Origin of the sequence: Sodalis sp. (in: enterobacteria) (genome assembly GCF_036327475.1) — a bacterium.
Taxonomy (GTDB): Bacteria; Pseudomonadota; Gammaproteobacteria; order Enterobacterales; family Enterobacteriaceae.
Window position 1 is genome coordinate 784,961 of record NZ_CP132913.1, and the last position, 26,562, is coordinate 811,522.

Annotated in this window: 17 protein-coding genes and 11 pseudogenes; 21 read left to right on the top strand and 7 right to left on the bottom strand. The window is 53.3% G+C overall.

What is annotated here, in order from left to right; genetic code table 11:
* Positions 1–29: 29 nt before the first annotated feature.
* From corC to GPOALKHO_RS04350, 7 genes and pseudogenes are all read left to right on the top strand, one after another.
* A pseudogene (gene corC / locus GPOALKHO_RS04320) lies at positions 30–877 on the top strand (CNNM family magnesium/cobalt transport protein CorC).
* Between the two features lie 25 nt (positions 878–902).
* Positions 903–2,426: pseudogene (gene lnt / locus GPOALKHO_RS04325) on the top strand (apolipoprotein N-acyltransferase); the annotation flags it as partial.
* A 1,378-nt stretch (positions 2,427–3,804) separates the two neighbouring features.
* Positions 3,805–4,148, top strand: a pseudogene (locus GPOALKHO_RS04330) (transporter substrate-binding domain-containing protein); the annotation flags it as partial.
* 143 nt (positions 4,149–4,291) lie between these two features.
* Positions 4,292–4,442 (top strand): annotated as a pseudogene (locus GPOALKHO_RS04335) (glutamate/aspartate ABC transporter substrate-binding protein); the annotation flags it as partial.
* A 117-nt stretch (positions 4,443–4,559) separates the two neighbouring features.
* Positions 4,560–5,359 (top strand): annotated as a pseudogene (locus GPOALKHO_RS04340) (amino acid ABC transporter permease).
* On the top strand, positions 5,286–5,723 hold the full coding sequence (locus tag GPOALKHO_RS04345) for an ABC transporter permease subunit (protein WP_406703157.1): 438 nt from the start codon (positions 5,286–5,288) through the stop codon (positions 5,721–5,723). The pseudogene GPOALKHO_RS04340 and the gene GPOALKHO_RS04345 overlap by 74 nt, the downstream one beginning before the upstream one ends.
* Positions 5,724–5,788: 65 nt before the next feature.
* Positions 5,789–6,164 (top strand): annotated as a pseudogene (locus tag GPOALKHO_RS04350) (amino acid ABC transporter ATP-binding protein); the annotation flags it as partial.
* A 283-nt stretch (positions 6,165–6,447) separates the two neighbouring features.
* Here GPOALKHO_RS04350 and GPOALKHO_RS04355 read toward each other — a convergent pair.
* Positions 6,448–6,840: pseudogene (locus tag GPOALKHO_RS04355) on the bottom strand (hypothetical protein); the annotation flags it as partial.
* A gap of 296 nt (positions 6,841–7,136) precedes the next feature.
* Between GPOALKHO_RS04355 and leuS the strand changes: the two are divergent.
* The 14 genes and pseudogenes from leuS (at position 7,137) to lipA (ending at position 20,578) form a co-directional block, all read left to right on the top strand.
* The gene (gene leuS, locus GPOALKHO_RS04360) at positions 7,137–9,719 is read left to right on the top strand and encodes a leucine--tRNA ligase (protein WP_406703159.1); all 2,583 of its coding nucleotides are present in this window, start codon (positions 7,137–7,139) and stop codon (positions 9,717–9,719) included.
* A 15-nt stretch (positions 9,720–9,734) separates the two neighbouring features.
* Positions 9,735–10,304 carry an LPS assembly lipoprotein LptE gene (lptE, locus tag GPOALKHO_RS04365; protein WP_406703161.1) on the top strand — a complete coding sequence of 190 codons (570 nt, stop codon included), beginning with the start codon at positions 9,735–9,737 and terminating at the stop codon, positions 10,302–10,304.
* A 34-nt stretch (positions 10,305–10,338) separates the two neighbouring features.
* Complete coding sequence (gene holA / locus GPOALKHO_RS04370; RefSeq protein WP_406703163.1) at positions 10,339–11,370, top strand: DNA polymerase III subunit delta; 1,032 nt, start codon at positions 10,339–10,341, stop codon at positions 11,368–11,370.
* Entirely contained in the window at positions 11,363–12,004 is a 642-nt protein-coding gene (nadD, locus tag GPOALKHO_RS04375) for a nicotinate-nucleotide adenylyltransferase (protein ID WP_406703165.1), read from the top strand. Before holA ends, nadD begins: the two co-directional genes overlap by 8 nt.
* Before the next feature lie 282 nt (positions 12,005–12,286).
* A pseudogene (gene rsfS / locus GPOALKHO_RS04380) lies at positions 12,287–12,549 on the top strand (ribosome silencing factor).
* Positions 12,550–12,642: 93 nt separating this feature from the next.
* Positions 12,643–13,092, top strand: a pseudogene (locus GPOALKHO_RS04385) (23S rRNA (pseudouridine(1915)-N(3))-methyltransferase RlmH).
* Positions 13,093–13,111: 19 nt separating this feature from the next.
* Positions 13,112–15,016: a peptidoglycan DD-transpeptidase MrdA gene (gene mrdA, locus GPOALKHO_RS04390; RefSeq protein WP_406703166.1), complete on the top strand. Its 1,905-nt coding sequence runs from the start codon at positions 13,112–13,114 to the stop codon at positions 15,014–15,016.
* Between the two features lie 6 nt (positions 15,017–15,022).
* Positions 15,023–16,135: a peptidoglycan glycosyltransferase MrdB gene (mrdB, locus tag GPOALKHO_RS04395; protein WP_406703167.1), complete on the top strand. Its 1,113-nt coding sequence runs from the start codon at positions 15,023–15,025 to the stop codon at positions 16,133–16,135.
* A gap of 296 nt (positions 16,136–16,431) precedes the next feature.
* Positions 16,432–16,533, top strand: a complete 102-nt coding sequence (locus GPOALKHO_RS04400) for a hypothetical protein (protein ID WP_406703382.1) — start codon at positions 16,432–16,434, stop codon at positions 16,531–16,533.
* Between the two features lie 194 nt (positions 16,534–16,727).
* Complete coding sequence (locus GPOALKHO_RS04405; protein WP_406703169.1) at positions 16,728–16,868, top strand: hypothetical protein; 141 nt, start codon at positions 16,728–16,730, stop codon at positions 16,866–16,868.
* 381 nt (positions 16,869–17,249) lie between these two features.
* The gene (dacA, locus tag GPOALKHO_RS04410; RefSeq protein ID WP_406703171.1) at positions 17,250–18,458 is read left to right on the top strand and encodes a D-alanyl-D-alanine carboxypeptidase DacA; all 1,209 of its coding nucleotides are present in this window, start codon (positions 17,250–17,252) and stop codon (positions 18,456–18,458) included.
* A 128-nt stretch (positions 18,459–18,586) separates the two neighbouring features.
* Positions 18,587–18,851 (top strand): annotated as a pseudogene (ybeD, locus tag GPOALKHO_RS04415) (DUF493 family protein YbeD).
* A gap of 13 nt (positions 18,852–18,864) precedes the next feature.
* Positions 18,865–19,524, top strand: coding sequence for a lipoyl(octanoyl) transferase LipB (gene lipB / locus GPOALKHO_RS04420; RefSeq protein WP_406703172.1), 660 nt, complete (start codon positions 18,865–18,867; stop codon positions 19,522–19,524).
* 106 nt (positions 19,525–19,630) lie between these two features.
* Positions 19,631–20,578: a lipoyl synthase gene (gene lipA, locus GPOALKHO_RS04425; protein WP_406703173.1), complete on the top strand. Its 948-nt coding sequence runs from the start codon at positions 19,631–19,633 to the stop codon at positions 20,576–20,578.
* 83 nt (positions 20,579–20,661) lie between these two features.
* Here the strand turns inward: lipA and tatE are convergent.
* The 6 genes and pseudogenes from tatE to GPOALKHO_RS04455 all read right to left on the bottom strand — a co-directional run.
* A pseudogene (gene tatE, locus GPOALKHO_RS04430) lies at positions 20,662–20,754 on the bottom strand (twin-arginine translocase subunit TatE); the annotation flags it as partial.
* 225 nt (positions 20,755–20,979) lie between these two features.
* A complete protein-coding gene (locus GPOALKHO_RS04435) occupies positions 20,980–21,141 on the bottom strand; it encodes a hypothetical protein (RefSeq protein WP_406703175.1) in 162 nt (53 codons plus the stop codon).
* Positions 21,142–21,803: 662 nt separating this feature from the next.
* Positions 21,804–21,992, bottom strand: a complete 189-nt coding sequence (locus GPOALKHO_RS04440) for a DUF481 domain-containing protein (protein ID WP_406703177.1) — start codon at positions 21,990–21,992, stop codon at positions 21,804–21,806.
* A gap of 1,066 nt (positions 21,993–23,058) precedes the next feature.
* Positions 23,059–23,517 carry a hypothetical protein gene (locus GPOALKHO_RS04445; protein WP_406703178.1) on the bottom strand — a complete coding sequence of 153 codons (459 nt, stop codon included), beginning with the start codon at positions 23,515–23,517 and terminating at the stop codon, positions 23,059–23,061.
* A 1,367-nt stretch (positions 23,518–24,884) separates the two neighbouring features.
* Positions 24,885–25,751, bottom strand: coding sequence for an N-acetylmuramoyl-L-alanine amidase (locus tag GPOALKHO_RS04450; protein ID WP_406703180.1), 867 nt, complete (start codon positions 25,749–25,751; stop codon positions 24,885–24,887).
* 550 nt (positions 25,752–26,301) lie between these two features.
* Entirely contained in the window at positions 26,302–26,553 is a 252-nt protein-coding gene (locus GPOALKHO_RS04455; protein WP_406703181.1) for a hypothetical protein, read from the bottom strand.
* Positions 26,554–26,562: the final 9 nt, after the last annotated feature.

Below are 26,562 nucleotides of genomic sequence, written 5' to 3' on the forward strand. Positions count from 1 at the left end.
TTATTAGGGAGTGAAACTAAATTAACGCTATAAGCGACGACCACCGACAGAGCAACGACAGTCCCAACCCCAAGAAGGGCTTTACTCTGATGCTAAATTAGCTGTTTCACGGTGAACCGAAAAACCGTGACGATCTTTTGAACTTATCGAGGGTTCTCAAACAGAACGAACCTATCGACCACGATACCCGTGATATGCTGGAAGGCGTCATGGATATCACTGAACAGCGTGTACGGGATATCATGAACCCCGCTCGCAGATCATCACGCTGACAAAAACCAATCCCTTCAGAAATGCTTTAACGTTATCGTCGAATTGGCACATTTCAGCATTCCGGTCATCAACGATGATAAGATCATGTGGAAGGGATCCTGCTGGTCAAGGATTTGCTGCCGTTCATACTCAGCCACGACGAACCCTTGAGCATCGAGAAGATCTTGCGGCCGGCAGTCGTGGTGCTAGAAAGCAATCGGGTGGATCGCATGCTCAAGGAGTTCCGCTACCAGCGCTATCACATGGTTATTGTCATAGATGCATTCGGCGACGTGTCCGGTCTAGTCATCATCGAGGATATCCTGGAGCTTATCGTCGGCGAAATCGAGGATGAATACGACGATGAAGAAGACCGGGATATCTGCCAACCGAATCCCCACACCTTCACCATCCGAGCGTTAACCCCATTGAGGATTTTAATGACGTCTTCAATACGCACTTCAGCGACGAAGAAGTGGATGCCATCGTTGGTTTGGTGATGCAGACCTTTGCCAGCGCGCAGCGAGTCTATTGACATCGACGGCTACAATTTCAAAGTGGCGATGGACAGACAAACCGGCGCATTATTCAGGTATATGTCAAAATACCCGAGAATTCACCATAATCCACCATGGAAGACTAAATTCCCAATGGCCACCCACCTACTGTTTACACGCCAGCGGCTCCGCACGCTGCTGGCGCTCATTACCGGCGCCTGCGGCACCCTGGCATTTTCCCCGTACGATTTCTGGCCCGCGGCCATTCTTTCGCTCGGTGGCCTGCTGATGGTCACACTCAACCGAAGCGGCCGGCTGGCCGGCTGGCTGGGCTTTGTCTGGGGCTTTGGTCTGTTCGGCACCGGCGTTAACTGGATCTACGTCAGTATCGCGCAATTTGGCGGTCTGCCTGGCCCGGTAAACGTGGCGCTGTTGATGGTGCTGACCGCCTATCTAGCGCTCTATCCAATGCTGTTTGCCGTTCTGTTGGCGCGACTGTGGCCGCGTACGAACCTCTGGCGGCTGGCGCTCGGCGCGCCGGCGCTGTGGTCAGTCACCGAATTTCTACGCGGCTGGATATTGAGCGGTTTCCCCTGGCTGGAATTTGGCTACAGCCAAATTGATGGACCATTAAAAGGGATCACGCCGCTACTTGGTGTGCAAGCTATCACCTTCATGCTAATGATGATAAGCGGCCTGGCGGTCTTGGCGCTGACACGGCGGCGATGGCTGCCGGCGCTGGGCGCGCTGGCGCTGCTGTTACTGCCCTGGCCTCTGCGCTCGTTACAGTGGTATCAGCCTCAGCCGGCGCGAGCCATTGACGTGGCGCTGGTGCAAGGCAATATTGACCAGTCGATGAAATGGGAGGTCAGTCAAATCGGCCCGACGCTGGATATTTACCTGCAGCGTACCCTGCCGGCCCTCGGCAAGGCACAGATGGTCATTTGGCCGGAGTCAGCCATCCCTGACGATGAGATTGCCCAGAACGCCTTCCTGACCCGACTCGATGAACAATTGCGACAGGAGCATACCCGTTTAATCACCGGCATCATCGACGCGCGGCCTACTCAACACGGCTACGATTATTACAATAGCATCGTGGTGTTGGGCGAAGATACGCCTTACCGTTATCCATCAGAGGATCGTTACAACAAGCATCATCTTGTGCCCTTCGGCGAAACCGTGCCATTTGAGCGTCTCCTGCGGCCGCTGGCGCCGCTGTTCAATCTGCCGATGTCCTCACTCAGTCAGGGAGAGTATTTGCAGCCGCAGCTGCAGGTGGCTGGCATGAAACTTACCGCCACAGTTTGCTACGAGATTATCCTGGGCGGCCAGGTACGGGATAATTTCCGTCCCGATACCGACTTCCTGCTGACCGTGTCCAATGACGCCTGGTTTGGCCATTCCATCGGCCCGTGGCAGCATTTCCAAATGGCGCGTATACGCGCGCTGGAGCTTGGGCGACCGCTACTTCGCGGCACTAATAACGGTATCACCGCGGTTATCAACGCCGACGGGACGCCGCTGGCACAATTGCCGCAGTTCACCCGCGAAGTACTCAACGTCCATGTCATCCCGACACGGAGGCTGACCCCCTACGCTCATGCCGGTTCCTGGCCGTTATGGATTATTATCCTGCTGGCCGGATTGACCGCGCTGGTATTTGATCGCCGTCGACCCGCCAGAGGACATGACATGTTGCTTGATGATCGTCATATTTTACAGGACAGCGCGCAGTTACGCGACTATTGCGCCGTTCATCTAGGTGTATTGCATAAACAGATTGATCATTTCGGTGATTATGCGCAGCGGATTATCGCCACGTCGCCGTTTGTGGTGTTGGGTACCCAAGGTCCCCGTGGGTTAGATTACTTGCCCAAGGGCGGTGAACCAGGATTTATCTGGGTAGAGAACGACAAACGCTACTACCGCCGGATCAATCTGCTGCATCACCTGTTTGCCGGCCTGCTGTTTTTTGATTCCGGGCTGGTCGGAGTGTTTTCGCGTGAATGGCCTGGCGCTGTGCGCGCGTTTGCCCAGAACAAGGGCCGGCGAAGAGTGTGGTGAGCATCCGGGTGGATGAAATCTTTGTCCATCGCGATCGCTCTATTGGCTTCACCGGTCTATTGGCTTCACCGGTCTATGGGAAAGCGGTAGACAGCTCGATCCGGCGCAGTTGCCGAAGGTGCTGGAGGTGAAGGCGCGTGTTGCCATGCATAAGGCGACGCAACAGCGAAGCATCCTCAGCATCTTCAGTGCCCGACGCAGGAAGCAAGCGAGGCAAACGGTCTCGCTGCCATAACGCCCCCATGACCGTCCTGGCTCGGACCTCATCGCCGCGAAACCATCACTGCTAATCTGAGGGCTTACTGCGCCTAACGCCGCCGGCCCGTAACCGCCCTGCTCCCCGCTCTGTCACTGCCGTCAAGCATGCTTATTTTCCGGTCTTGCCGCTAATCCCTTTAGCAGAATTGACCGCGCCTGGCGTCGACTATCCGCGTCAGCCGGCCAGCTCATGAACTACCCCGTTCTTACTCTAGAGAGCCATTTCCATGCCAGTGGATCCGCCGCCACCGCTGGTAGATAACCTGTTTGCGCCATCAGCGATCGTGCTCCATAGCGGGACAATAGTTTCTGGCATGAATATTGCTACCAATTATTTTGTTGAGGGTATTGATGCGGCGACGCGATGCGTGGACATAAAACGTCGCGCCGTCACGGTGCAGACCTTGCCACCGATAATAGGCACGCGGCGCCGCCGTGCGCCATATTTTAGTGTATAACGCTTCTCAAAACGGCAACATTTTTGTGTTAATTTATTTATATTACGCTATCTTAACGGTAATTCACGTGACGAACCCGTCCTTAAATCGGAGACTCTCCAAAGGCCAGCTTGCCGCCTCAGGGTACCGGACGCTGAAATGTCAGATACCGTAATTACAACAAAGGGGCGGGAAGATACACATGCGTAAATTGGCGTTATCGTTAGTGATGCTCAACATTGCCGACAGCTAGGCTCGTGCCGATGAATTAACTGGCACGCCGAAAAAATCAAAGAGAATCCTCCGTTCCTTTCTCCAACCATGACAACCAGCAGCAAAATGGTGGCTATTCGCAGAACTACTACAACGCCATCGTTGATGCCACTAAAAAAAATCGACGCACCGAATCTGCGGGTGAAATATTTGCCTATTACCCTTCTCCAACCGCATCTTGCTGCTGCAAACAGCACCTATGATTTGAATGCGGCTCCACTACTAATAATCTGGAGCGCCAGAAGCAATGGCCTTCTCCGATATGCTGTTCATTTAGGTACCAACCTAAAGGCGATCCACAAAGATTTTATCGACTTAGTCGGTAAAACCGACGCCGTCACCGCCGGAACCACCTCCGAGTGCTGCTCAACAAGCTTAACGATAAGAAGCAGTGAAGATGCGCATCATCAGCACCAAACGGCGACCCGTACCATGGAAAGCGGCCTCGCAGTGGATTTAGATGATGATGCTCTGCTGGCGCCGGTGAACGCGCCAAATCGCGCTCAAACGCTCATGGACGACACCATCGCCCATATCCGACCTCCAACAAGGCGGAAAAATGGTGCGGAAAGTGGTTTAAACAGCCTATTAACATAAACTTTTCCATGTCGACATGAAAGCCCTGTTCAAATCGCCTAACGATAAAGCCGTAAACTAATAACGATAATAAAGACGGGATTGCCACCCTACTAATTGCTGACAAAAAGCCAGGACAGACATGCGCGCTAAAGCCGTTTCCAGAAGCGCGGCAAGAGAGGTCATTCTTCCGTCTCCAATCTTCAGGGTAGCGCTCGCTACCCTTTTACCGAAGTTTTCAACAAATTGGAACTGGATAATCTTTTTGAAGCGGCCACGTTCGGCAACACTACCTACTTTAGGCTGGCTATGGTCGGGATTCAGGTCACCATCGCTGTGTCGTTCTGCGCCTGGATGATTGCCTTCGTAGTGGGTTCCTCGTAGCGGGTTCCCTGTTCGGTGTCTTGCACACCCTGCTTAATGGTTTCTGGTGGAATAAGCACTTGTTATATAGAGTTATTACGTAATATTCCCCTGTTCCTCTGATAGTGCAGCTGTTTATCTGGTATCCGGTGGCGCCGGAGCTACTGTTGGTGTTCATTGGCACCTGGTTTAAAGCTGAGTTAGACCCCACCATTCAGTTCTTTGTCTCCCCGATGCTGTGCCTGAGGCTATTTACCTCCGCGCGCCTGTACGAGAAGGTACACTCAGGCATTCAGCGCTGTCCAATGGGCAGTGAACGCCATACTGGCTATGGGACTCCCTGGGTAGGCCTATCGCTATTCTTGTCGCCTAATGCCTATCGGATTATCATGCCGCCGATGATTTCGGAAATGCTCAACTTGGTTAAGAGCTCATCCCGCCATTACCCTGGGCCGTCTTCTCATCAACGCCGTGATTATGCTGGTTATGCATTGCCGTGATTATGCTGGTTATGCATTTGTCGAACGAAAAGTGCGCCTGTCTGGCAATCTGGGAATAAATAATGTACGAATTCGACTGGAGTTCCATACAGCCTGGATCTGCCTTATATGCTGCAGGGGATGGCCATTACATTAAAAATCATCCTTACCACGGTGGTGGTGGACATTATCTGGGGCACCCTTTGGTAGTAATGCGTCTCTCGCCGGTAAAACCCATTGGTTGGTTCGCTAAAACCTACGTCAATATTTTCCGCTCGGTGCCGCTATTAATGGTGCGGCTGTATCTGATCGTACCGAGTCTACTGCAAAGGGATTGGACCTATCGCCGAAGACCGATATCCGGCTTACTTTCCGCCATGATTGCGTTTTCGCTCCTTGAAGTAGCCTATTATTCGGAAATCATCCGCGCCAGTATGGTCAGTATTGCCCGTGGGCAATCCTCTGCCGCGTTAGCGCTCGGCAGACCACTGGTTAGCCATGCAACTGATAATTTTCCATAGGCCTTCCGCTCGATAGTGCCGCTGCTTCTGGCGCATGGCATCGTGTTGTTTCAACATACCTCGTTCTAACACAGCTGCGCAGCAAAGTAGGGATGATGTTACAACACTTTGAGCTCTTTTTGACGCTGGCGCAGGTCAAAGTTCTGAAACGCCAGATCTGAAACGTCAGAAAGGCGCGGCGCGCTAAAGACCTTGACCTGCTTGAACGGGTTCTTGGTGGTGTGCGCCAATAAATTCCCCGGCAGCTGTTCGGCGGCCAGCAGCAGCGCGTGGCGATGCTGTTCGACGAACTCACCATCCGCGCTGAAAGATGATAAACGAAGTAACCGGGTGATTTTCATGGATGAAGGGCGCATTATTGAGGACTCACCAAAAGAAGTGTTCTTTGCCCATCTCCAATCGGACCATGCCCGCAACTTCTTGGCGAAAATCCAGCGTTAAGACTGCCGCAGGTCTAACAGGGTGTCCATGACCAGCAGCACTTTCCTCTACTCCCCGGCATACGACAGCGATAAAGGGCTTATGCCGGGGAGTATTTCCCCCCCTCGCCTTAAGCGGCAGCTAGCTCTGCTTGTCCCACGGCGCTGTCTCAATCCCACGATAATGTCCCTTGTCCCACGATGCCCTCACTGCGGCTTAATGGCAGGGAGGGTCTTCGGTTGGCGTCCATGACCACGCCTGTTGCCGCCGAAATCGTTAATGGAAAGATTAGCGATGGAGTGGCATCGAAACCGCAATCCGGGCAAAGCGATAACGTTTCCGGGGGGTATAACGACAGAGTATGATGATAGCATTCGCACATCAGATCGCCCAAACCGACCACATCGCGCTGTGGTAAACGCCATGATAGCCAACGTCCTTAAAACCTCTTTCCACTCCGGCTGTGTCCGGTCGGTAATTTCCGCCAGTCGGTTGCCGCAGGCTCTCTTTGATGACCAGCAGAAAAACGCTTTTGTCATCGTGATCACGGCTTTCATCGTAACTGTAACTGCGGGAAAACTCTTCCAAATCGTACCGTGGCGCGCGAGTGACGTTTTCCATCTCAATGAGGGAAGATCACCGCTGGCCGGCAGGCGTCCGCCTCAAGCGCGTCGACATCCCGCTCTCCCTGTTTCATCCACTGGATCGGCGAAGTAAGCAATTGATGGTAATTGATGCACGACCTTGTCTATTCCTCTCTCCTTGACCAGTAGCGCCGTCAGCATGTTGATATAATGTTAGTTCAAAATCTGTCTTCCCGCAAAATGGACCAGCCTGGCGTCTGGTATTGTTGCCACTATTGCTTATCAGCTATCATGCTAGGCGAATCATAGTATTATTCTTTGTATTATTCTTTGTATTATTCTTTGTATTATGCTTTAGTACGCTCCCTGCGCAGGCGTCGCCGCATTTAACTTAAGGACCACTGCTGCCATGCAAGAGCTTTATCGCCCGGAAGAGATAGAATCCACCGTCCAGCAACACTGGCATAAGAATGATACCTTTAGGGTCACCGAAGACCCTGGCAAGGAAAAATACTACTGCCTATCCATGCCGCCCTATCCTTCCGGCCGCTTGCATATGGGGCATGTACGCAACTACACCATCGGCGACGTGATAGCGCGCTACCAGCGCATGCTAGGTAAAAATGTCCTCCAGCCTATCGGCTGGGACGCGTTTGGCCTGCCAGCCGAAGGGGCCGCGGTAAAAAACAATACCGCCCCGGCGCCGTGGACCTATGCCAATATCGATTATATGAAGAGCCAGCTGAAACTGTTGGGTTTCGGCTACGACTGGCATCGTGAACTCGCCACCTGCCGCCCGGAATATTACCGTTGGGAGCAGTGGTTTTTTACACGCCTATATGAAAAGGGTCTGGTATATAAAAAGACCTCGGCGGTCAACTGGTGCCCGCGGGACCAAACGGTACTGGCGAACGAGCAGGTCATCGACGGCTGCTGCTGGCGCTGCGACACCAAGGTCGAGCGCAAGGAAATCACGCAGTGGTTCGTGAAAATTACCGCGTACGCCGACGAACTGCTGTGTGATCTGGATAAGCTGGAGAGCTGGCCTGAGCCGGTGAAAACCATGCAGCGCAACTGGATCGGCCGTTCGGAAGGGGTGGAAATCACCTTCCAGATCATCGACAGCGAAAAGACGCTTACAGTCTACACCACACACCCGGATACCTTTATGGGTGTCACCTACATCGCGGTCGCGACGGGTCACCCGCTTTCCCTGCAGGCGGCGGCATCCAATCCGGCGCTGGCCGATTTCATCCAAGAATGTCGCGCCACCAAAGTGGCGGAAGCGGACATGGCTACGATGGAAAAAAAAGGAATGGATACTGGCCTACACGCGCTACATCCGCTAACCGGCGAGATGTTGCCGGTCTGGGCGGCCAATTTCGTACTGATGGATTATGGTACCGGCGCGGTGATGGCGGTGCCGAGTTACGACCAGCGCGATTTTGAGTTTGCCCGCAAATATGACTTGCCCGTCAAGCCGGTCATCCGCAACCCTGACAGCAGCGAGCCGGATATCAGCGTTCAGGCGATAACCGACAAAGGGGTGCTGTTCAATTCCGGCGAATTCGACAGTCTGGATTTCAAGGCCGGCTTCAATGCCATTGCCGATACGCTGGTGGCGCGCGGCATCGGCAAGCGCAAGGTGAACTATCGTCTGCGCGACTGGGGGATTTCCCGCCAGCGCTATTGGGGAGCGCCGATCCCGATGATGACCCTCGAAGATGGTACCGTGGTGCCAACGCCGGAAGATCAACTGCCGGTCGTGCTGCCAGAAGATGTGGTAATGGACGGTATTCTCAGTCCGCTGAAGGCCGATCCTGAGTGGGCTAAAACCACTTACCACGACCGGCCGGCGCTGCGTGAAACCGACACCTTCGATACCTTCATGGAATCCTCCTGGTATTACGCGCGCTATACTTGCCCGGATTATGACCAAGGTATGCTCGATCCTGCCGCCGCCAACTATTGGCTACCGGTGGATCAGTACATTGGTGGTATTGAACATGCCATCATGCATCTGATGTATTTCCGTTTCTATCACAAACTGATGCGCGACGCCGGCCTGGTCACCTCCGACGAGCCGGCCAAGCGCCTGCTATGTCAGGGTATGGTGCTGGCCGACACCTTCTACTATCTTCTGGACAGCGGCGAACGTATTTGGGTCTCTCCGGTAGAGGTCAGCGTAGAGCGCGATGAGAAAGGCCGCATCGTCAAAGCGACCGATGCCACGGGCCGCAAGCTGGTCTACGCCGGCATGAGCAAGATGTCGAAATCGAAAAACAACGGCATCGACCCGCAAGAAATGGTGAAGAAATACGGTGCCGATACCGTTCGCCTGTTTATGATGTTTGCCTCCCCCGCGGAAATGACGCTCGAATGGCGGGAATCCGGCGTGGAAGGTGCTAATCGGTTTTTGAAACGCGTATGGAAACTGACGTATGAGCATATCCAGATGGGCCCGGTAGGTACTCTGGATATCGCCGCCTTGAACGACGAGCAAAAAGCGCTACGTCGTGAAGTGCACAAAACTATTGCCAAGGCCACCGACGATATCGGCCGTCGCCAGACGTTCAACACCGCCATCGCCGCCATTATGGAACTGATGAACAAGTTGGCGCGCGCGCCGCAGCAGACCAAGCAGGATCGCGCGCTACTGCAGGAGGCCTTAATGGTGGTGATGCGGATGCTTTATCCGTTCACTCCCCATGCTTGCTTCACGCTTTGGCGAGCGCTGGGGGGCGAGGGGGATATAGATAACGCCCCATGGCCTGTCGCTGACAACACAGCTATGGTGGAAGATGCCAAACTGGTGGTTATTCAGGTCAACGGCAAGCTACGCAGCAGAATTATCGTGCCAGCAGACGCCGACGAAGCCTTGGTACGTGAGCGCGCCTCTCAGGAACATCTGGTGGCGAAACATCTGGAAGGAACCACGGTACGCAAAGTAATTTATGTGCCGGGTAAACTTCTTAACCTGGTCGTTGGTTAACAGCAAGGAGGCATTGTGCGATATCAGACTTTAGCACTGATCTTGAGCTTAGCAGTGATCGCCGGCTGTGGTTATCACCTGCGCGGCACCACCGCCCAGATGCCGAGAGAAATGAAAACCATAACATTGAACAGTTATGATCCTTATGGCCCGCTGACACGTGCCGTGCGCGTTGAACTACGTCTGAACGACGTGACCCTGCTGGACGACGCCAAGGACAAAAACGCGACGCTGCCGTCGCTTAAGATTATTAATTCGTCGGAAAGCCGGGTGACCAGGTCAGTATTCCAGGACGGCAAAACTGCCGAACATCAGATGACGCTAAGCGTACAGGCACAGGTATTGATGCCCGGCAAAGATTACTACCCCATCAATGTGAAAGTTTATCGTTCGTTCTTTGACAACCCGCTAACAGCGCTGGCGAAAGATGCCGAAGGGGACATCATCCGTCAAGAATTGCGTCAGCAGGCGGCGCAGCAGCTAGTGTGTAAACTTCTGATGGTGCGTACCGCCGAGGAGGCGGATAATGTGCTGGGCGCGAAATTGAAACAGCAGCAATCGCGGCCGACGCCGCCGGTATCCTGATGAACCGGCGCTCTGTGTTACGGCAGGCGGCACTATGATCCGGCTGTATGCTGAGCAATTGGGCGTGCAGTTGCAAGAGTCACTGCATCCCTGTTATTTGCTGTTCGGCAATGATCCGCTGCTGCTACAGGAAAGCCAGGATGGTATTCGCGATCGGGCCCAGGAGCAGCAGTTCGATGAACATTTCAGCGTTACGCTGGACGCTACCACCGACTGGAACGCGATTTTTAGCCTGTGCCAGGCGCGCAGTCTGTTTGCTTGTCGTCAGACGCTGTTGCTTGTCCTGACAGACGGTGATGTTCAGGCCGCCATCGGGGAAAAGTTGCTTCAGCTGGCGTCGCTACTCCATGAGGATCTGCTGCTGATCCTGCGAGGTGGCAGGCTGAACCGCGCCTTGGAGAACACTGCCTGGTTTAAAGCGCTTAGCCCGCGGGCAGTGCTGGTGAGCTGCACCGCACCGGAGCAAAGGCAATTGCCGCGCTGGGTGGCAAAGCGCGCCAAAAGCATGAAGCTGACGCTGGATGACGCCGCCTGCCAACTGCTTTGCTATTGCTACGAGGGTAATCTGCTGGCGCTGGCTCAAGCGCTAGAGCGACTGTCGCTGATCTACCCGGACGGCAGTCTGACGCTGCCGCGTGTCGATTCGGCGGTAAACGACGCTGCGCGTTTTACCCCGTTTCACTGGGTCAACGCCACGCTGACGGGTAAGAGTAAACGTGCCGCGCACGTTCTGCGTCAATTGCGGCTGGAAGCTGCAGAGCCGGTGATCCTGCTGCGCAGCATTCAGCGCGAAGTTCTGCAATTGCTGATGCTGAAACGGCAAATGGCCGCCGCGCCAATGCGCACGCTCTTCGACCGCCATAAAGTGTGGCAGAATCGCCGGCCGCTGCTTACACAGGCGTTAGGGCGGCTTACCCTGCTGCAGCTGCGGGATGCAGTGGCCTTCATGACCCACATTGAATTGGCGCTTAAGCAGGATTATGGCTATCCCGTATGGTCTGATCTGAACGCATTGATGTTGCTCTTGTGCGGAAAAACGCTGCCCGCGGCGATGCTTGATGGCTGATCGCGCTCTGATGGCCTTTTACGGCGGCACTTTTGACCCTATCCACTACGGGCATCTGCGGCCCGTTATTGCGCTGGCGCGCCTTGTCAACCTGCAGCAAGTAATCCTCTTACCGAACAATGTTCCGCCGCACCGGCCGCAGCCAGTGGCGTCTGCGCAGCAGCGGCTGGCGATGGCGCGCCTGGCGATCGCCGAGGTACCGGACGCGCTGTTCACCCTTGATGAACGTGAACTTTGCCGCCATACCCCCTCCTGGACGGTCGAAACCTTTGAAGAACTGCGCCGCGAATATGGTCCAGACGCGCCGCTGGGCTTCATAATCGGCCAGGATTCGCTTCTCACTCTGCCGCAATGGCACCGCGGTCTGACGCTGCCGGACCTTTGCCATCTACTGGTGTGCGCCCGTCCTGGCTATAGCGACGGGCTAAACGGCGAGAGCGACAACCGCTGGCTCACCAGGGATCCACAAGCGTTGCATCGGCAGCCGGCAGGGCTTATCTATTGCGCGGACACGCCGAAACTTGCCATTTCCGCCAGCGACATCCGGGCACGTTACCGTGAAGGCCGCACCTGCAATGGCCTGCTCCCACCCGCAGTGCAAGGTTATATTGACGAACATGGCTTATACCGTTAGTGTGCATGCTATGCTATGCTATGCTATGCTATGCTATGCTATGCTATGCTATGCTATGCTATGCTATGCTATGCTATGCTATGCTATGCTATGCTATGCTATGCTATGCTATGCTATGCTATGCTATGCTATGCTATGCTATGCTATGCTATGCTATGTGTCTTATCTTCTCGCGGTCAATCGATGCCTGGCAACTGTCCCGTTAACTATTGCGCCATTGCGCCACCCATTTCCCGCATGGCGCGCGCGAAACATATCGGAGTGGAATCTTTGCTAGATACCATGCTCAAAGATCTTGTTGTTGACAAGACAGATAATTTAAAATGGCGAGAATTATTACTCTCGACGTGTGCGGCAAGTCGAGCATTGCGGATTGCATGGTTATCTGCACTGGAACTCCAGCCGCCACGTCATGTCCATCGCCGATCATGTTGTGCAGGCGTCGCGTGCCGCCGGCCTGATACCGCTTGGCGTGGAAAGGGGACAACGCCGCCAACTGGATCGTCGTCGATCTTGGCGGTGTGATTGTACATGTGATTCAGTGAGAAAGTCGCCGTCTGTACGCGACTAGGCCGTCTGTACGCGACTAGAAAAACTCTGGAGCTGAGGTGTAAAACCGCGGCCTATCGTCGTCCAAAATACTGGATGGGGTGTATACCAAGTTTATCGACTATCTCAAATGCTCTCTCAGAGAGCTGCCCTTCGAACTGACGGAAATTGCGGTCGAGTAAGTACGGCAAGTACGAGGATACGCGCTCTTTCTGGGAAAGAGAAGGAGAACTAATGCTGGCCCCGATAGCGAAAGGAAATCGCAAAGGAAATCGCATTGTCACGCTGGATATCCATGGCGTACGCTGAGAGACGCTGCAGCGGCGCACTAGTTTCGCTGGAAACTGACTGGTACGAAGTCATGCCAGGGCTGGGCTGAGAGGCTGGCTGCGCTTGCAAGGCAGCCGCTGAGGAAAGTTGGTTTCATCTCAGTTAACTTTGTTGTATCCGCTTCCGCTGATGCGGATAGTCTTTGTCGTGCGTGGAGCATTACTACCAATCATCCTTATCACCGCGAGTGTAGTGGTGAAGATGATTAACGTGAAATAATTCCGCTAAATGAAAATAGAACGTGACCCCTTACGCGACTATTCAGCCGAATCGGCGTTGTTCGTGCGCCGGGCCCTGGTAGCGTTCGCCGGCATATTGTTGCTGACCGGCATACTTATCGTCAATCTGTACCAGTTGCAAATTGTTCGCTTCGAGGATTACTGCACCCGCTCCAATGAAAACCGCATCAAACTGGTTCCCCTCGCACCAAGCCGCGGCATCATCTACGACCGCAAAGGCACCCCGCTGGCGCTGAATCGCACTATCTATCAGTTGGAGCTAATGCCGGAAAAGGTGGGCGATTTAGCTAAAACCATCGCTGCCCTGCTCCCGATTGTTGATTTAACCGATGAGGATATTGCTAATTTTGAAAAAGAGCGTAAACGTTCCCGCCGCTTTACATCGCTACCGCTTAAAATGGGTTTGACCGACGTGCAACAGGCCCGTTTCGCTGTTAACCAGTACCGTTTTCCCGGCGTTGAAATCAAGGGCTACCAGCGCCGGTACTATCCCTACGGCTCCGCGCTTACTCACGTTATCGGTTATATGTCAAAAATCAATGACCGTGACGTGGAACGCCTGGGTAAAGAGGGCATCTTACCGAACTATGCCGCCACCCATGATATTGGGAAGTTAGGTATCGAACGTTACTATGAAAGTACGCTGCACGGTAAAACTGGTTACGCAGAGGTTGAAGTCAATAACCGCGGCCGGGTGATTCGCCAGTTGCGCGAGCAGCCACCGCAGGCGGGTAAGGATATTACTCTGACGCTGGACCTCAGCCTTCAACAATACATTGAGAAACTGCTGGCCGGCAACCGCGCTGCAGTGGTGGTAGTCGATCCTCGTGACGGCGGCATCCGCGCGCTGGTGTCTAACCCCAGCTACGACCCGAATCTGTTTGTCGAGGGTATTTCCAGCAAAGATTACCACGCACTGCTGGAAGATGAAAACCGCCCGCTTATCAATCGCGCCACCCAGGGTATATACCCGCCCGCCTCTACCGTAAAACCCTACATCTCAGTTTCAGCGCTCACACTGGGTGTTATCAATAAAAATTTCTCGCTGTTTGATCCTGGCTGGTGGCAATTACCTGGTTCGGAAAAACGTTATCGCGACTGGAAGCTCTGGGGACACGGGCGGTTGAACGTTACCCGGGCACTGGAGGAGTCGGCAGATAGCTTCTTTTATCAGGTGGCCTATGATATGGGCATCGACAGGCTTTCCGAATGGATGACCAAATTTGGCTACGGCCAGTATACCGGCATCGATTTGTCCGAGGAGCGCGCCGGCGTGATGCCGACCCGCGATTGGAAAATCGCTCGGTTCAAAAAACCCTGGTATCAAGGTGACACCATCCCTGTTGGCATCGGCCAGGGCTATTGGACCGCCACGCCGGTGCAAATGTCCAAGGCGTTAATGACATTGATTAATGACGGCGCGGTACGCACTCCGCATCTGCTCTACGGTACGCAAGGAAAAGGCCGCCAGATCCTCTATCGACAACCGGAACGTGAGCAAATCGGCGATCCTCATTCTGGTTATTGGGAGATCGCCAAAGACGGTATGTATGGCGTTGCCAACCGGCTGAACGGTACAGCGCGCAAAAGTTTCGCCGACGCCCCCTACAAAGCGGCGGCTAAATCCGGTACCGCCCAGGTATATGGCCTGAAGGGCAACGAAACCTACAATGCGCACAAAATTGCCAAACGTTTGCGCGATCATAAGCTGATGACCGCTTTTGCCCCCTATGATAAGCCAACGGTGGGGGTGATTGTGATACTGGAAAACGGCGGCACCGGCCCGGCGGTGGGAACCATCGCCCGCCAGATTTTGGATTATATCCTCCTTGGCGATAACACCGCGGACTTACCGGCAAAGCTGCCCGCCCCGCCCGTCGGCGAGAGCGATTAATCGATCATGACTGATAATTCGCAACAAACTCCCCTGTGGAACAGGCTGCACATTGACGTAATGCTGCTGTTTTTCGTCACCTTGCTGCTGGTCTACAGTGCCCTAGTAGTGTGGAGCGCCGGCGGCCAAGATGTGGACATGATGGAACGTAAGATTGCCCAGATTGTTATGGGTCTGTTGGTGATGCTGGTGATGGCTCAGGTGCCGCCCCGCATCTATGAGGCCTGGGCGCCCTATCTGTATATTTTTTGTATGTTTCTGCTGGCGCTGGTGGATGCCTTCGGGCAAATCAGTAAAGGCGCGCAGCGCTGGCTGGATCTGGGTTTTATCCGCTTCCAACCGTCGGAAATCGCTAAAATCGCCGTACCGCTGATGGTTGCGCGCTTTATTAACCGCGACAGCTGTCCGCCATCGCTGAAAAATACCGTTATCGCACTGGTGCTGATTTTTGTGCCCACGCTGCTGGTGGCGGCACAGCCCGATTTGGGTACCGCCATCCTTATCGCCGCGTCGGGCCTGTTTGTGCTGTTTTTGTCCGGGATGAGCTGGAAGTTGATCGCCGTGGCAGCGTTACTGGTGGCGGCGTTTATCCCTGTGCTGTGGTTCTTTTTGATGCATGATTACCAGCGCGACCGGGTTATGATGCTGTTAGATCCTGAAACTGACCCACTGGGTGCCGGATATCATATCATCCAGTCAAAAATCGCCATCGGTTCCGGTGGCCTATCCGGCAAAGGCTGGCTGCACGGCACCCAGTCGCAGTTGGAGTTCTTGCCCGAGCACCACACCGATTTTATTTTCGCGGTGCTGGGTGAGGAGCTGGGCCTTATCGGCGTCTTGTTGCTGCTGGCCTTTTACCTGGGGGTCATCATGCGTGGTCTGGTCATCGCGGCGCGGGCACAGAACACTTTCGGGCGGGTCATGGCCGGAGGCTTAGTGCTGATTTTATTCGTTTATGTGTTCGTGAATATCGGTATGGTTAGTGGTATTTTGCCGGTGGTTGGCGTACCCCTACCTCTGGTGAGCTACGGCGGCTCGGCGCTGATCGTGCTAATGGCGGGATTTGGTATCGTCATGTCGATACATACTCATCGAAAAATGTTGTCTAAAAGTTTATAGAGGTGAAAACTTTGGTACGTTATCGGCATAATGGAATTATGCACTCAACGCCTGTGCCATCAAGGAGGAGACCAAACCATCGACACAGATCCAGCCAGCAGCCGGCCTACTGTGGGCACGCTATGGAAATCAGAGGCGCTGAACCACGTTGTGAGCCTTACAATCAGGGCAAGATCAAATTTTAGCCAAATGGGCCTTGTCGCCCATGCGACAACGAAAGCAGCGGCAATCCCCGCACCGCCAGCGGCGAGCCATTCGATGCCTACGCGCTGGCGACCGCCCATCCGACGCTACCGCTGCCCAACTACGTGCGGGTGACCAACCTGAGCAACGACCGCCAACTGGTACGCGTTAACAACCCCGGCCCTTACACGCCGCCGGGACACATCTCGATCTAACCTGCGGCGCTGCCGCCGACCAACTGGATATTTCCAGCAATACCAAAGTACGGGTCGACTTCATTGAGGTAGCACCGAACGGCATGCTGACCGGCTCGAGCGCCGTCGACACCATGGTGGCGAAACAGGCTTCGCCCTACCGCCGCAGTTGGATCTGAGCGTCACGAGCCGCCTACGGCAATAGTGGTGCGGCAATGCCAACAGCGACGGGAAGACATGCCGGCGCTAACGGCGCGCTGCTCAGCGCCGGCGCGCAGTCCCAGCTAACAACGACGGCACCGCTCGCTCCCACCGGCCGTTTCATGGTGCAGGTAGGCGCCATTGGCGACGCCTAGCGCGCCGACAATTGGCAAAAGCCTCAGTAATTCTTCAGGATGCCGGGTAGAATCTCGACCAACGGCAATTTATTCCGCGTACAGTTAAACCCGCTCCAGAACAAGCACAGGCGCTGGCGCAGCGATTGCAGAGCGAAGCCCAGCAATAAGCTTTCATCACAGCGCCATAGCCGCCGCGATCGACAATGTCACAAACGACGCCGCCTGACCGTTCCTGACGTCGGCCGTTTGTCAATAAGTCGATGCATCGTATAAACTCAATAGAGATAGAATTGTTTGCCTCAGTCGTATGCGTGCCGTTTTGCCTGATGCCACCATTTATGACATCTGATACAATGTAGCACGATTTCAACTTGCCCTCACGAATACCGTTACCCTAACATGAAGAATGTAACTATACTCAGCTTATTCAGTCGGTTAGTTTTAAGTACCATTTTAGTCATGGACGTTGTTTCAGCAGCAAGCCTTGCCGCCAATGTCAATCTGAAGACCATGATTCCGAACGTACCGAAAATCGACGCCGAATCCTACATCCTCATCGATTACAATTCCGGTAAAGTGCTGGCGGAGATGAATGCCGACGCGCGCCGCGACCCCGCCAGTCTGACCAAAATGATGACCAGTTATGTCATCGGCCAAGCCATCAAGGCCGGCAAAATTACCTCGAATGATGTAGTTACGGTAAATAGAGACGCCTGGGCCACCGGCAATCCCGTGTTCGCAGGCTCCTCGCTGATGTTTTTAAAACCAGGCAATCGTGTACCGGTATCACAGCTTAACCGCGGCATTATTCTCCAGTCGGGCAATGACGCCTGCGTGGCGATGGCGGACTACGTCGCCGGTAGCCAGGATGCGTTTGTGGGACTGATGAATAATTATGTCAGCGCACTGGGGCTGCAAAATACCCATTTTGAAACCGTCCATGGTTTGGATGCCCCCGGACAGTTCAGCTCCGCCCGGGATATGGCTATGATCGGCAAAGCGTTGATCCGCGACGTACCGGACGAATACGCCACCTACAAAGAAAAAGAATTTACCTTTAACAACATTCGTCAGATGAACCGCAACAGCCTGCTGCGGGACAGCAATCTGAACGTCGACGGAATCAAAACCGGCCATACCGAATCTGCGGGCTACAATTTGGTCGCCTCGGCGACTGAAGGCCGGATGCGCCTTATTTCCGCGGTACTCGGCGGACATTCCATGAAAGGCCGTGAAAACGAAAGCCGCAAGCTACTGACGTGGGGTTTCCTCTTTTTTGAAACCGTGGCGCCGCTGAAGGCCGGCAAAGAGTTCGTCGCCGAGCCGGTGTGGTTTGGCGATGGCGACAGCGTGAAGCTGGGAGTGGACAGCGATGTGTATCTAACGATCCCGCGCGGTCGGATGAAGGATCTCAAAGCCAGCTATGTGCTGGATAATCAGGAATTACATGCGCCGCTGGCGAAAAATCAGCGCGTCGGTACCATCAATTTCCAACTGGGCGGTAAAACCATCGAACAACGCCAGCTTGTGGTGCTTAATGAAGTGAAAGAAGGCAATTTCTTCAGCCGTATGGTCGATTATGTCAAGTTACGCCATTGGTTCAGTTAATCCGTTCTCCCTTGTCAAGGGTGGATCCGCGACCTTATAATAATTCTATTCTGTCCGCTCCAGTCAAGGGTGGGGCGCCGGTACCTACCGCCGCTGCGATATATTCATGCCGGTCACCGGGAGTTCTTATGAAGACCAAGCTGAATGAATTTACTCGCATTCCCCTGCCCGTTTACTTGTAAAGTAATGGGTAGTGCTCAGCCGGAATTGGTGGAGCAGATGGTAGAAGTGGTGCAGCGCTATGCGTCGGGCGACTATTTGCCGCAGGTTAAACTCAGCAGCAAAAGCAATTACCATGCCGTTTCCATTACCATTACTGCCACCCATATCGAACAGGTCGAAACGCTATACGAAGAGCTAGGTAAAATAGACATCGTACGTATGGTACTGTAAGCTGGAGATTATCGTGTCAGAGAGCCTGATTATTCGCCAGTTGGGCCTGCAGCCTTATGAGCAGGTGTCGTGGGCGATGCGCCGCTTCACCGATAAGCGTAACGCCGCTAGCGCCGATGAGATTTGGCTAGTGCAGCATCCGCAGGTCTTTACCCAAGGTCAGGCCGGTAAGGCTAAGCATCTGTTACGGCCTGGTACTATCCCGGTCATACAAAGCGATCGCGGGGGTCAGGTGACCTTCCACGGTCCAGGGCAACAAGTGATGTATGTCCTACTAGACCTGCGCCGTCGCCAACTTGGGGTGCGCGATCTAGTTGTCTTGCTGGAGCAAACGGTCATCGCCACCCTAGCGCGTTTTGCTATTTCCGCCCACACCCGCGCTGACGCGCCTGGCGTCTATGTCGGTGCCGATAAAATCTGTTCGCTCGGTTTGCGTATCCGTAAAGGCTGCTCCTTCCATGGACTCGCGTTAAACGTGGCCATGGATCTCTCGCCTTTTCTGCGTATCAACCCATGTGGCTATGTCGGTCTACGCATGACGCAGGTGAGCGATCTGTCCCCCGGCACCGGCATAGACGATGTGGCACCGTCGCTCCTCGTAGAATGCCTGCAGTTGTTGGACGCTACGGCCGGCGAAATACAGGGGTGGGATACGGCGCACTACGGCGCTTGAACCGCGGCATGATGCTCTGCACATGTGGATTTGGCAATCAGGCTTGAATAACATGTTATAATTTTTGACTCCTGAACTGGACCTGCACCATTATGAGTAAACCGATATGGAACGAGGCGTTAAATACCGTGATGCTGACAAAATGGCGTTAATTCCCATCAAAACCATTGCGGTGGAACGTCAGGAAATCTTGCGCAAGCCCCCTTGGATGAAAATTAAACTACCCGCCGACTCGAGTCGCATTCAGGACATTAAGGCCGCAATGCGTAAAAATGACCTGCACTCGGTGTGCGAGGAAGCGTCCTGCCCGAACCTGGCGGAGTGTTTCAACCATGGCACTGCGACTTTTATGATCCTGGGAGCCATCTGTACCCGGCGTTGCCCGTTTTGCGATGTCGCGCATGGCCGCCCCATCACTCCGGATATCAACGAGCCGGAAAAACTAGCGCAAACCATTGCCGATATGGGACTACACTACGTAGTGGTGACTTCCGTCGATCGTGACGATCTGCGCGATGGCGGCGCCCAACATTTTGCCAACTGTATTAGCGCCATCCGTACCAAAAATCCCAACATCCGCATCGAGACGCTGGTGCCCGACTTCCGCGGTCGTATGGATCGTGCGCTGAATATTATCAATGCCGCGCCGCCCAATGTCTTTAACCACAATCTGGAAAACGTACCGCGCCTGTATCGCCAGGTGCGCCCCGGCGCCGACTATCACTGGTCGCTCAAGCTGCTGGAGAATTTCAAGGTCGCGAACCCGCATCTGCCAACTAAATCTGGCCTGATGGTCGGGCTTGGTGAAACCAACGCTGAAATTATTGAAGTGATGCGCGATCTACGCCGTCACGGCGTCACGATGCTTACGCTCGGCCAATATTTGCAGCCCAGTCGCCATCATCTACCGGTTAAACGCTATGTAAGCCCGCAGGAGTTTGACGAGATGAAACAAGAAGCACTAGCGCTGGGCTTTACCCATGTCGCCTGTGGACCCTTCGTACGCTCGTCCTATTACGCAGATTTGCAGGCCAAAGGCATCGAAGTCAAATAAAACATCGGCCATCGGCGCGCGGGCAAAGGGCGGGACGCCACCGGCGGGTTATTCTTCTTTGCTGCAAAGACTTATTCTTCGGGCTTTGAAGCCGCGCCTAGCTCGCCGCCCAGCGAGCGCAGCTTTTTAGTGCTGAACAACACGATCATGGCGCCGACGGCTAATAGTTTGGTAATGTTTACCCCCCATAACTGTCTTTCTGGTTAACGCTAGCTGATAATTCAGTAGTGAACGGATATTCCTGCTTTTTACCGTTAATGCGGCTGCAATATAAGCGATATGTGTAACAGATTGCCACCCGTTACACCTGTTGGCTTCCCACGTCAATCGTTTTTCCGCGTCGCTTTTCACGTCTATAACTGGCCCATCAGGAGATGACATTCCTCCTTATGACCGCCGTTCTAGTTGATGACGTTTACGTTAGCCAGCAGGTAGGCGATATCGGTGGTTTTCTGGTGTGTTAGTGTCAAATTAACCCACTCTAGTCTGGCATTTCCCGACGGCACATTGCTCGTCAGTCTTGTCGGCGTGTTCATCATTGGCCTGGCGCTTGCGCTCTTCACCAGGACGCCGCGGTTGGATCCAGCCTGGAAGTGCTGCTGACCACCGCTTCTGCGAGGGGCTTAACCACCACCTCTGCTGAAGTAGTGGCGCTGATGGCCGGTGGGCAGATCTGTTAGCCACAAGGAATATTCTGCTCAACCCGCTCGGCTCGCTGCTGATGGCGGCGCTAGCCATGTCAGCATGCCGTAATCCTCTACGCCATGCTGAAAGCAAGGCAAAAACCGCACAAGGTCGGGTTTTGAAGAAACTGACAGTAATGTCAGCAGCCGCAGGGCCTTTAGTGCCATTGGTGATCTAAAACTCTACGTGCTGATAAACCACTTAACGTTACCTTTAATCAAACTTACCTTTAAATAAATGGTGGACACAAACTCTGTTTCGTCGAGTAGTACAGCAATTGGCAAGCTTTTGTCTAGTATTAGATTAATAATCCGCGATAACCTACGAATCACACTGACAGGGTGTGGCATCTTCTGACTCAAGGCCGCTTCCCCTCGCGAGAACAGTCAAAGCAGCGTATGTTGCCACTCCGCGCATTATCTCGTGTTCGCTGGCCGGCCACCGAGGGAATCTGCGCTCGGAAAACCACGATGGATGGTGCTTAGCCTCCGCAATGATTAGTATGCTTCGGCAAGCTACCAGGTCACGTTGTAAGCGACTTTCAGTAAAAATGATCGTTGATATCGATATTCAGCTCAGTTTTCGGGCTAACCGTGGTGTCATCGTTGGAGAGCAGCGACAGCCCCTGAACAAATTTGGTGTTGTCGGTCAACTGGTAACTGCATGAGACGGGCGCATAACTCAGCGCTTTGGTGAAATTGCTGCCGCCCTGGTATTCATCGGGGTACATGCCAGAACCCGCTTTGACGCTCAGGGTGTGGATAGGCCGGGTTAGCACTTGACGTCGTAGCTAGTGACCAGCGTATCGCGCGAGTGGTAGCCATTATGCAATCGCTCAGCTAACCCTCTGATCGAAAGTTTTGCGTGCTAAGGTTATGGCGTGCACAGGCGCCGGCCTGATTTTCTCCGAGCTGCGCTGATCGTCGGACGAGTTGTTGGTAGCTTCCCAAAAGGCTATAAGCATTCGATTGCTGAAACCAGGTTACAGTAGTGCTGACAGCCAGATTGGAATTGCGGGTGTACGAGATAAAGATATCGGTGTTGGTGAACGTGTTGAAGCTGGCTAGCGACATGCCAAGAGTGATCAACAGAGAGAATGCCCGGGGAGGTGCTTATTTAAGATATTTGTCAAATTGGCGAAAGGATAATGCGCATTTAAAGTTCGTCAGTATAGCTAAACGAAATCGCCGCTATACTAGTAATTTTTATGGTATTGATAACAAAATTTAAGAGAAAACTGAAAAGTAGTAATAGGAACGGGGACGGAACGTGTTAGGCCATATTGGCAGGAATAATTATATTAATAAATAAGTTAGCGGTAATTCTGTTCTCTTTTATCGCCCTAGTTATCCACAGACCGATTATGTTCGGATAATTCTGGAACCCAGGTATTAACCCTGACTCTCTCCATAAAGCAATCAGCTGGCCCGGCAGCGGGTTTACACATACAGCGTCACGGGTAGTCCCTTAGCTGCGGCTACGCTAGTTGGATCGACGTATCTGCGTATAGGTACTGCGGGTGTTCCCGCCTGAGGAATAACAAAGAGCAAAATACTGCCCCGTGGACCGTAGTCCTGATCCGGAGCAAACCATACCGCCTCGCTCTGCTTCAAACATTGGCCATGCCATGCAGGTCTTCTATCCAACATGGCCTTATTGGAGCACATACGGCCACAAGTCTAAATGATCTTCATCACCTTATCGTTACGGGGCTGATACATGGCCATTATCTCGGCTGGCACCACCCCATCGCTCACCACCGAGCTCCAGCGATACGAAATGGATGCCAATGACCATCACGCCGCCGCTGTTGTGGCTAACCTGTTGCAAGTATTGCAACCTAAAAACTTAAACCAGAGTTTAACACGTGCATCGGACCGGAAGCAGGCCATCCCCATTTCCATTAGACCCATACCCATGGAGGTAAAGTTATTGTTGACGGTGTCTTCCAGTCGGTCCCTGTCCATATAGGGGAAGCGCCACTCACCCGATGAAGCGCCACTCACCCGATATTGCAAAACGGTTTGGACATATAGCCGAAGAGGCCGCCAAACGGCAACTGCAGCAACAACCAGAGCAAAACCGAACCAAGTGAGCCAATAGCGCGGGTACAGCAGAGCAAGGGTAAATTTCTGTAGTTGCAGCATCAATTTTCCCAATGATGAGTTGCCATTATATAACGCATCAATCAGAAAAACATCAATAGCGAGACACTCTCCGGCGTAAGTTATTCGCCGAAAGTTATAATCTTTCATTTCTTACATGAATCAGCTGTTCAATTAACTGGCATCTATGTCTGACGGCCGGCCTCAGGTTCAGGCTTCACGATTCAACAGCACATAGCATGCAAAGTTATTAAAGATATGTGAATTATTTTTACCAATACCTATGTCAGCCACCGCCTGCACACGGCCGGCAGCCTGAAGTTACGGCCCGCTCACAGCTTAACCAGAAAACTCTGATGGAGAAACGAAAGTGCAGAGCATCTGGTGCAGCGTTAAGGTCAGCGATGGACGGCATCGGTTTTAGCCAGGTTATTTCACCACGCCGACTTTTATGCGCCCCGCTGACGTGGGCTTTTGTCTCCGGCGTCGCGGCGCTAAATACCCAATTATCCCCTTGCATGGAGACGCGCTGCACTACAAGGTGAAGTTGTCGTAATGTAACTCCGCCTGATGATCGTCCTCTGCCAACTTCTGCAATCCAGCGTGGTCCGACCAATTGATCAAGCCAGCCACCGCCTCGGGGTTAATCAGCACCTTCTGCGGCGTGGTGCTGGTCCAGATGCAAGTATAGCTCGGCGGTACCGTGGTTCACAACGACCTTGGTATATTCCCGCTGGTGCATCGGCTCAGGGCCGCCGTCAGTCGTAACATGACGGGAGTTCGCTTCACATTCAGATCATTATGAAAGAGAGCCGAAATATTATCATTAAATACCTCGTCGGTTTAACTCCTTTTGGCCGCTTTTGTCATTGCCATCTCGCTTGGAACCGGCAATCGTGTCCGGTGCATGGGCACGCCCCTCTCGGAGCAGACGGCAACATGGGTTATCATCATGCTAGGAAGACGGTGGTATCGAGGTTATGAAATAGAGGGTGCGTTAATGAAAGGAGCTCTACCGCACCGAGGTAGAGTATCATGAGATACTGACTATCCGATCGGCAATGAGGGAATACCCGCCGCTCCACTCCATGTGCCCGGTCACCGTTATGCGTTTGCCGTGAAAATGCGCCATAAGTTCCAGCAGCATAGTATCAAAACCTACCACGCACGGTCAGAGGGTAAGCACTGCGTTTTCGCTAAAATGACTACTTTCACCATCGGCCGACCGACGGTATTTTGATAGATGATTTTGACAATCATGCCCGACAACGTCGTAACGGATTGTTCAGCGCTTTCAGAATGGGACGAAGTGTCAGGATTCATGACATGATAACCTCTATTAGTCTCTCTTTATACCTGTAACGAACCTCAATTCTATCAAGTTATGCGTCTGGCCTCTGAACAATCGCAAATTATAACCAAAACCCGGCGACACAGCGCGACGGCCACTACCACCACCCCGCCTCACGCCGGAGTAAACGCAATTTAAGCCGGATGATATGCAACCGGACGTGTCGTCATATCCGATTTAAGGTGGGATTGCAGTATTTTTTCACCAGCGCCCGGGCAATCGCTTCGGTTTCCTTATCTGCTACGCCCATGAAATTGCTGGGACGGAAATGCATCTGGAAGGCGCTGATGATACGGAGTGTCTCTTTATCCAGCGTACCTGTTTGTGGGATGGCGTAACCGTAAGCTGCCAGCGCCTGTTGGATCAGCGTGACATTGCCGGCGGACCAGCGATGTTTGCCCTGCAAATAGTTGTCCACCGTCGCCACATCCGGCCAGGCCCCTATGCCCTGCTGTGCCATTTCCCGCCACGGAAATTGCGGACCGGGATCGGTTTTCCTCAACGGCGCGATATCACTATGTGCTAACACGTTCTGCGGCTTAATTTGATAGCGGGCGATAATATCCCGTGCCAAGCGAGCCGCTAACACCGTTTGCTCTTTATGATAAGGGATCCACTGCTTCCCGGTAGGGCTCTCATGAAATCCGTCATTAACGATCTCAATACCAATGGAAGTGTCGTTAATATTATTGCGCCCGCCCCAGCCGCTTACGCCCGCGTGCCAAGCCCGTTTATTTTCCGGCACCAATTGTAATACCGCCGATTTGCCGTGAATTTTGGTTGGATGAGAGGAAATAAGATAATGGCCACTTACGTGACCGTGCGTAAGCAGCTGTAGGGATTCATTATCATCGACAGCGGTATAATGAAATATGAGAAATCGGATGCGATGATCCTGCGATTGAGAGGGATAGGACGAATCCACTGCATAATCGCCGTGATCAATCAGGGTGGTCACTGGTTTTTCCGCGCATTGATGCCCAGCGCATCCTGTCAATCCTAGCATGCCCAAGAGCAATATTATTTTTTTCATAGAGACTTCCCTAGCATAAAGGGAACATTCTAGCAACGGCATAAATAACAAAAGCTCAACCAATGTTCTACGAATTATGAATTCCACAATTTTCCTATTGAAATAATAGTCCTGGTTCTTTTTATTTATGTCACGTATTGCCCTCAGAAATTTATTTCTAGAATAAATTCACAATAAATACATTATCTGGCATGCGCAAATTACCTGAATGGCGACGACTTGATGTCGAGGAGAGGTAATCAGCGACCAGCGCGCTACACAACGCGACGGTTCGACCGGCTGTCAATGGACTGCCCACAGCCATAACAATGACGCCGAACCTTGGTAGGCCATCCGCTCTGCCTGGCGGTTTCCAGGCTGATGGCGGCCGGCGGCGGGACCCGAGAAGCCTTGTCGTGGTTCAATGCTGACACGTTACGCCCGCTGCCGACACCCCAACCCCATGCGTTCATACCGCCCCTTTCATAGTCATGGTAACCCCTCCGCGCCCCGTAGAGGTCATGGGCATTGCGCTGGCAACGCTATTGCCTTTGCCATGATGACTGGTACTTTAATTTCCCACGATAAGGATATCGCTATGCACCACCCTTTGCAGCGCAGGTTGACCTCGTACCGGCTTACTACACTTTTGTCTCCCCTTATCAAGGGCCATACCACCGCCGTCAGCGATGGCGATAACCGCCTGTATTGCCTGAGCCTTCAGTATCAGCCACACGATGTGGTAGCCCTGAATCCGACCCGTCGCCATCATCCTGGCGGCGTCGCGGAAGCCCCGACCACTTATCAATCGGTGATTACCCACATATCCTAC